General features: G+C 74.8%; 7 protein-coding genes. 3 read left to right on the top strand and 4 right to left on the bottom strand.

Annotation, left to right across the window (positions count from 1 at the left end; all coding sequences use genetic code 11):
* Positions 1-464 precede the first annotated feature (464 nt).
* Positions 465-1,523 carry an iron chelate uptake ABC transporter family permease subunit gene (locus tag ACFZB3_RS22740; RefSeq protein WP_391377697.1) on the bottom strand — a complete coding sequence of 353 codons (1,059 nt, stop codon included), beginning with the start codon at positions 1,521-1,523 and terminating at the stop codon, positions 465-467.
* The gene (locus tag ACFZB3_RS22735; RefSeq protein WP_391377695.1) at positions 1,520-2,527 is read right to left on the bottom strand and encodes an ABC transporter substrate-binding protein; all 1,008 of its coding nucleotides are present in this window, start codon (positions 2,525-2,527) and stop codon (positions 1,520-1,522) included. The genes ACFZB3_RS22740 and ACFZB3_RS22735 overlap by 4 nt, the downstream gene beginning before the upstream one ends.
* Before the next feature lie 170 nt (positions 2,528-2,697).
* Between ACFZB3_RS22735 and ACFZB3_RS22730 the strand changes: the two genes are divergently transcribed.
* The 3 genes from ACFZB3_RS22730 (at position 2,698) to ACFZB3_RS22720 (ending at position 6,472) form a co-directional block, all read left to right on the top strand.
* On the top strand, positions 2,698-4,128 hold the full coding sequence (locus ACFZB3_RS22730) for an HtaA domain-containing protein (protein ID WP_391377694.1): 1,431 nt from the start codon (positions 2,698-2,700) through the stop codon (positions 4,126-4,128).
* Positions 4,129-4,234: 106 nt separating this feature from the next.
* Positions 4,235-5,737, top strand: coding sequence for an HtaA domain-containing protein (locus ACFZB3_RS22725; protein ID WP_391377692.1), 1,503 nt, complete (start codon positions 4,235-4,237; stop codon positions 5,735-5,737).
* A 24-nt stretch (positions 5,738-5,761) separates the two neighbouring features.
* The gene (locus ACFZB3_RS22720) at positions 5,762-6,472 is read left to right on the top strand and encodes a PhzF family phenazine biosynthesis protein (protein WP_391377690.1); all 711 of its coding nucleotides are present in this window, start codon (positions 5,762-5,764) and stop codon (positions 6,470-6,472) included.
* Here ACFZB3_RS22720 and ACFZB3_RS22715 read toward each other — a convergent pair whose 3' ends face one another.
* Together ACFZB3_RS22715 and npdG are read right to left on the bottom strand one after the other, a co-directional pair.
* A complete protein-coding gene (locus ACFZB3_RS22715; protein ID WP_391377688.1) occupies positions 6,473-6,655 on the bottom strand; it encodes a hypothetical protein in 183 nt (60 codons plus the stop codon). It lies immediately after the preceding gene.
* Positions 6,656-6,716: 61 nt separating this feature from the next.
* Positions 6,717-7,436, bottom strand: coding sequence for an NADPH-dependent F420 reductase (gene npdG, locus ACFZB3_RS22710; protein ID WP_391377686.1), 720 nt, complete (start codon positions 7,434-7,436; stop codon positions 6,717-6,719).
* Positions 7,437-7,466: the final 30 nt, after the last annotated feature.

Here is a 7,466-nt window from a genome sequence, read left to right as displayed (position 1 = left end):
TGCGGCGGGATGGGGGCGGGTGGCGGCACGCCCCGCCGGGGGCGCGGGGAACTGCGTGCCCGGCCGCGACGGTGCCGCGCCCGGCGACGGACCGCCACCGCGAACGGCGGGACCGGCTCGGTGCCGTTGCGGCGGGATGGGGGCGGGTGGCGGCACGCCCCGCCAGGGGCGCGGGGAACTGCGTGACCGGCCGCGACGGTGCCGCGCCCGGCGACGGACCGCCACCGCGAACGGCGGGACCGGCTCGGTGCCGTTGCGGCGGGATGGGGGCGGGTGGCGGTGCGCCCCGCCAGGGGCGCGGGGAACTGCGCGACCGGCCACCACGGCACCGCGCCCGGCGACGGACCGCCACCGTGAACGGCGGGACCGGCTCGGTGCCGTTGCGGCGGGATGGGCGGTGGTGCGCCCCGTCAGGGGCGCGGGGAACTGCGCGGTCGGCCACCACGGTGCCGCGCCCGGCATCGTTACGCCCACCCCCCTTGCCGGCGGCGAGTCCTCCGTAGCAGCCAGAAGAAGAACGGGCTGCCGAGCAGGGCCGTGAGGACGCCCAGGGGGAGTTCCGCCGGGGCGGCCACCGTGCGGGCGGCGAGGTCGGCGGCGAGCAGCGTCACCGCTCCCAGGAGCGCGCTTCCCGGGACGAGGAAGCGGTGCCCCGGCCCCGCCGCCATCCGCAGGACGTGCGGGACGACCAGGCCCACGAAGCCGATGATCCCCGACACGCTCACCGCCGCCGCCGTGAGCAGGGCGATGACCAGGACCAGGGTGAGCCGCAGGCGTTCGACGTCGACGCCGAGGTGCCGGGCCGGGCGTTCGCCGAGGGAGAGGAGGTCGAGACGGCGGGCGTGGCAGGGGGCCAGGGCGAGACCCAGCACCGCGCACGGGAGTACGGCCAGCACCTTCGGCCAGGTCGCCTGGGACAGGCTGCCCAGCTGCCAGAACGTGATCTGGCTGACCGCCGCCGAGTCCGCGAAGAAGAGGAACAGGCCGATCAGCGCCCCCGCGAACGCGTTCACCGCGATGCCCGTCAGGATCAGCGTCACCACCTCCGTACGGCCGCCGGAACGCGACATCGCGTACACCAGCAGCACCGTCACCAGCCCCGCCGCGAACGCGAAGACCGACACCGTCCAGGTGCCCAGGAAGTCGAGGCCGAGGGCGATCACCGCGACCGCCCCCACCGCCGCTCCGGAGGAGACGCCGATGACCCCCGGCTCGGCGAGCGGGTTGCCGAACACGCCCTGCATCAACGCCCCGGCGCACCCCAGCGACGCCCCGACGAGCAGCGCCAGCACGATCCGCGGGAAGCGCACGTTCCAGAGGACGGACTCCGGCACCCGGCCGAGGGCCGTACCGCCGAGTCCGGCGCGATGCTGCACCGACCGCAGCACGTCCCCGGTGGGAATGGGGTACGCGCCGAGCCCCGCCGCCACCGGCACCAGCACGGCCAGCGCCGCCACCAGCCCCAGCGCGAGCAGCCACGCACCGCTCGGCTTCCGCCGCCGCTGCCGTCCGTCCCCGTTCACTTCGCGCCGGCCCCGTACAACTGCGTCACCACGGACTCCAGCACCTGGTCCGTCCGCGGCCCGTAGTTGAGCAGCACCCCGTCCTCCACCGACACCACCCGCCGGTCCATCCCGGCCGGCGTCTGCGCGACCCCCGGGATCTTCACGAGTCCGTCGATGCCGCCGACCGACCGGAGTCCCTTGGTCATGACGAGGATCGCGTCCGGCGCCGCCTTCACGAGCGCCTCGGCGGTGATGGCGGTGAAGTCCTTCGCCAGCCCGGACCCGGCCCCGGCGTCCACGGCCCCCGCCGCCTCCAGCAGCGAGGTGGCCCCGGACCCCTTCCCGCCGATCAGGTACACGGAGGCCGAGCCGCGCAGGTAGAGGAAGGCGACCCGCGGCTTCGTCCGCTCGTGCGGAACTCCCTTGCGTACGGCGGCGATACGGTCCTCCGTCCGCCGCGTCAGCTCCGTCCCCGCCGCCGGGACACCGAGCGCGCCGGCCACCGCGGCGATGCGCGGGCCGACGTCGTCGAGCCCCCGGGCCGGACGCACCAGCAGCACCGGGACCCCGGCCTCCCGGATCTGGTCCACCGCCTCCGCGGGCCCGGTCGTCGTCTCGGCGAGCACCAGGTCCGGCTCGAGGGAGAGCACGCTCTCCGCGGACACGTCGTGGTTGCGGGTGACGACCGGCAGCTTCGCCGCCTGCCGGAAGGTCGCGGTGATGTCCCGGGCGACGACCCGGTCGCCGAGCCCGAGCGTGAACACGATCTCGCTGAGGCTGCCGGAGAGCGGCACGATCCGCCGGGCCTGGCGGACCGTCACCTGCCGGCCGTCGGCGGACGCGACGGTGACCGGGAGCTTCGGCGACGGCGTGCCGGCGAGCGGCTCGACCCGGTCGGCGACGGCCGCCGGCTTCGCGGCCGCGGCCTGCGGTGAGCCTCCGCAGGCGGTCGCCGTCAGGGCGAGGGCGAGGGCGAGCAACGGGACCAGTGCTCCCGCCGGTCGGGTGCGCAAGCGTCGCACGGTCGTCCGTCCGTTTCTCTCGGGTCGCCGGTGGCCGACGTGACGGCCTGGCGCAAAGATTAGGTTAGCCTTACCTTATCTGGCTACCGGCTGTCGCAGCCGCCGCACCCGTCGTGCTCGCCGTACCCGCAGTGCTGTCCGTCGTACTCGTCGTCTCCGGAGGACCTCCCATGCCCGCGCGCCTTCGTGCCCTGGCCACCGTGGTGCTCGCGGTGGTTCTCGGGGCCCTGCTCCCGGCGGCCACCGCACACGCCACGAGCCGTACCGTGCAGGGCGGCCGGCTGGACTGGGGCGTGAAGTCGTCCTTCCAGAGCTACGTCACCGGCCCGATCGCGAAGGGCAGTTACTCCCTGGCCGGCGGCGCGGCGACCGTGGGCAGCAGCCAGTTCCGCTTCCCCTCGGCAACCGGCACCTACGACGGCGACACCGGCGCCTTCGCCGCGTCCTTCGCCGGCGGAGTGCACTTCGTCGGCCACCGGGAAGCGAACGGCGCCTACCGGCTGGACCTCACCCTCAGCCGCCCCACCGTCCGCATCTCCGGCTCGGCCGGCACGCTCTACCTGGACGTCACCAGCAAGGCGAAGGGCACCGGGACGGTCACGACGTCCACACAGGTGCCCTTCGCCTCCCTCGCCCTCGGCGCCGTCGCCATGAAGGGCGCCGGCACCGCGGTCGTCCTGAACAACGTGCCCGCCACGCTCACCGCCCAGGGCGCCAGGTCCTTCGCCGGCTACTACACGGCCGGTACCGCCCTGGACCCGGTGAGCCTGGCGGCGGACGTCGAGCCGGCCACGGCACCGGCCGCCACCCCGCCCCCGAGCAGGCCGGCCGCCGGGAAAGCCGCTCCCAAGGGCGGCGCCGTCGCGGACGGCGCCGTCGACTGGGGCGTGCGCCGCACCTTCCGCGAGTACGTCACCGGTGACATCGCCCGCGGCACGTGGACGCTGACCGGCGGAGCCGAGGACGGCGGCGCCCTCTTCCGCTTCCCGAAGGGTGAAGGGACGTACAGGAACGGCGCGTTGACGGCGAGCTTCGCGGGCGCCGTCCGCTTCACCGGCGAGCACGGCCTCGACCTGAGGCTGAGCGCGGTCCGGGCCGCCGTCGAGGACGGCACGGGCACCCTCTACGCCGACGTCGACAGCGACGCCTTCAGCGGCGACAGGGTCCCGCTGGTCACCTTCGACGCCAAGGACTTCACCGCGAAGAAGGGGCTCGCCGAGGTCACCGAGGCCCCGGCGAAGCTCACCGCCCGCGGCGCCGAGGCCTTCGCCGGGATGTACCGGGCCGGCACCGCCATGGACCCGGTCTCCCTCGCCGTCGCCCTCACCCCCGGCGCCACCCTGCCCGCCCTGCCCGACTTGGGCAGCGCGGCCGACGACCCGGACCCGGCGACGCCGTCACCGTCGCCGTCACCGACCGCTGCCTCGGCGCGGCCGCTGGCGAGCGGCACCGCCGCCTCCGACGGCGGCGGCGCCCCCGTCCTGCCCGTCGTCCTCACCGCGGGCGCCCTGACGGCCGCCGCCGTGCTCTTCGCGGTCGCGGTCCGCAGGCGCCGCACCCGCGCGGCGGCCGGCCCGGCCGCGCCCGCCGACGAGGACTGACCCCCACCGGAAAACCACCGCGAGAACACCGCAAGGCCATCGAAGAACCACCGGACGGCCGCCCGGCAACCACCGGTGCACCGCCGGAACACCCACAAGGAGCCACATGCCCGCCACCACGACCAGAAAGCTCGCCCTCGCCGCCGCCGTCGCGGTCACCCTCGGAGCCGGTGCGCTCACCGCCGCCACCACCGCGTCGGCCGCCGAAGTCCCGCTCAGCGGCTACGAGTTGACCTGGGGCATCAAGCAGTCGTACCGCACCTACGTCACCACCTACGCGGCCGGCACCTTCACCCCGGCGGGCGGCGCGGCCCAGGCCGCGGGCAACGGCGCCTTCACCTTCACGCAGGGCACCGGCAGTTACGACTCCGACGCGCACACCGTGGACCTCGCCTTCCAGGGCAGCCTCCGTATCGTCTCCCAGCTGCACGGCTTCGACCTGACCCTGTCCGACGTGAAGTTCGACAGCGGGGCCGCCGAGATCACCGCGGACGTGACCAGGGACGGCACCACCACGGACGACGTCCCCCTCGCGACGGTCACCGTCACCCGCGCGATGACGGACATGACGACCACCCTCACCCAGCAGGCCGCCGACGTCTTCGGCAGCGCGAGCTACGCGGGCGCCGCCGGCGACCCGCTCACGGTCGCCCCGAGGACGGCGCAGTCCCCGTCGCCCTCCGGACCGGCGTCGCAGAGCACCGGCCCGTCCGCACCCCCGTCCGCGCCCGCGTCCTCGTCCGCCCCGCCCTCGACCAGCGCACCCGCATCCCTCTCCGCGGCCCCCTCCACCTCCCCTGCCGAATCCTCTTCCGGCGAGACCCCGGCCGAAGGCGACATAGCCGACGGCACCCTCACCTGGGGCGTGAAGGAGTCCTTCCGCACCTACGTCGTCGGCAGCGTGGCGCAGGGCGGGATCACCGTCTCGGGCGGCGCGGCCCAGGCCGCCGGCAACGGCGTGTTCACCTTCGGCGACGCCACCGGCGACTACGACACCGACGCCGGCACCCTGTCCGCCGCCTTCGACGGCGCGGTCACCTTCAAGGGCCACGAGAGCAACGGCACGTACGGCCTCGACCTCACCCTCGGCAACCTCCGCGCCACGCTCGACGACGGCAAGGGCGAACTCACCGCCGACGTCACGAGCCTCGGCACCACCACGAAGGACGTCGAACTGGCCGACCTGAAGGCCGCGTCCGCCGACCTGACCCCCACGGACGACGTCATCACCCTGGACGACGTCACCGCCACCCTCACCGAGGCCGGCGCGAAGGCGTTCAGCGGCTACTACCCGGCGGGCACCGAACTCGACCCGCTCGGCCTCTCCGTCGCCCTCACGGACGACGCCCAACTCCCCTCCGGCGACGGCGGGTCGACCGGCACCCCGACCGCGACCGCCTCGGACACCGCCGGCTCGGCGAGCGGCGGTGCCGTCGCCTCCACCACCGGAGGCAGCGGCGGCAGCGGCGGCACGGGTGGCGCAGGAGGCGCCCTCGCCTCCACCGGCCCGGCCCTTCCGGCGGCCGCCCTCGGCACGGCCGCCGCGGTCACCGCGGCCGCGGGCGCGGGTGTCGTGTACGCGATGCGCAGGCGCCGTACCGAGGGGTGACGCCGTGAGTGCTTCAATGCCGCTGTGACTGATTACGACGTGCTGCGTGTCTTCTGCGCGGCGAACGGCGGGTACGGCAACGAACTCGGGGTCGTCCGGGACGGCTCCGTGCTGCCCGGCCGGGAGGACCGGCAGGAGCTGGCGGCCAAGCTCGGGTTCAGCGAGACCGTGTTCGTGGACGATCCCGAGCGCGGGGTCATCGACATCTACACCCCCACCCTGCGCCTGCCGTTCGCCGGGCACCCCTGCGTCGGCACGGCGTGGCTGCTGGACGTGCCCGAACTGGTCACCCCGGCCGGCGTGGTCGGCGCCCGGCTGGACGGGGAGTTCAGCTGGATCGAGGCGCTCCCGGAGTGGGCCCCGCCGCGCACCCTGCGCCAGTACGGCACCGCCGCCGAGGTGGACGCGCTGCCGGTGCCGCCGCCGGGCGAGCGAAGCGAGATGGGGGTGCCCCCGGACGAAGTCTGGGGTGGGATCTACGCCTGGGCATGGGAGGACGAGTCGGCCGGGCGGGTCCGGGCCCGCGCCTTCCCCGGCCGCGACGACGGCATCGACGAGGACGAGGCGACCGGGGCGGCCGCCCTGCTGCTGACCGCGCAGCTGGGCCGGGCCCTGAACATCACCCAGGGCCGGGGCTCGCAGATCCTGACCGCACCGCAGCCGCACGGCTGGGTGGAGATCGGCGGGCGGGTCCTCCTGGAGGGCCCGGAGAAGCAGCCGGGGGTCGGCCGGTGATCAGCCGGTGACCGACTTCTCCTGACGGCCGCGCCGCACGTAGTACCAGGTCATGTTGGACGACAGACCCGTCAGCAGCACCCAGACCACGCCGATCGGCCAGCTGCCCTGGACGAAGGAGACGACGGCGGCGACGACCGCGAGGACGCAGACGGTCAGGGCATAGAGGGCGAGCCGGGGCATAGGAGTCGCTTTCCGAATACGTGGGGGACACCGGTGGCAGCCACCAGTGTCCCCCATCCGCTCAGACGTCGGTGACGCGGAGTCCGGCGTGTGCCTTGTAGCGGCGGTTGACCGAGATCAGGTTCGCGACCAGGGACTCCACCTGGTGGGCGTTGCGCAGCCGTCCCGCGAAGACGCCGCGCATCCCGGGGATCCGCCCGGCCAGGGCCTGCACGGTCTCGACGTCGGCCCGCACCTCGCCGAGCACCATCACGTCGGTGTCGATCTCCTGGATCTCCGGGTCCTGGAGCAGTACCGCGGAGAGGTGGTGGAAGGCGGCCGTGACCCGCGAGTCCGGCAGCAGCGCCGCGGCCTGCTGCGCCGCGCTGCCCTCCTCCGGCCTGAGCGCGTAGGCGCCCTGCTTGTCGAAGCCGAGCGGGTTGACGCAGTCCACGACCACCTTGCCGGCCAGTTCCCCGCGCAGCGACTCCAGCGTCTTGCCGTGCCCTTCCCACGGTACGGCGACGATCACGAGGTCGCTGCGGCGCGCGCACTCGGCGTTGTCGGCGCCCTCGACACCGTGCCCGAGCTCGTCGGCGGCGGCCTGCGCGCGCTCGGCGGCCCGGGAGCCGATGATCACCTTCTGGCCGGCCCGGGCCAGCCGGTAGGCGAGGCCCTTGCCCTGCGGGCCGGTGCCGCCGAGCACCCCCACGACCAGACCGGAGACGTCGGGCAGGTCCCAGGGATCCTTGGCGGGGGCCTTCTCGGCCGCCGGCTGCTGTGCACTGTCGGTAGAGGTCATGGGCCGACTCTACGTCCGGGCCGGTGGCCG

The organism is Streptomyces sp. NPDC008092, assembly GCF_042957285.1.
Classification (GTDB): Bacteria; Actinomycetota; Actinomycetes; order Streptomycetales; family Streptomycetaceae; genus Streptomyces.
This window is presented reverse-complemented; position numbering and strand designations above follow the sequence as displayed.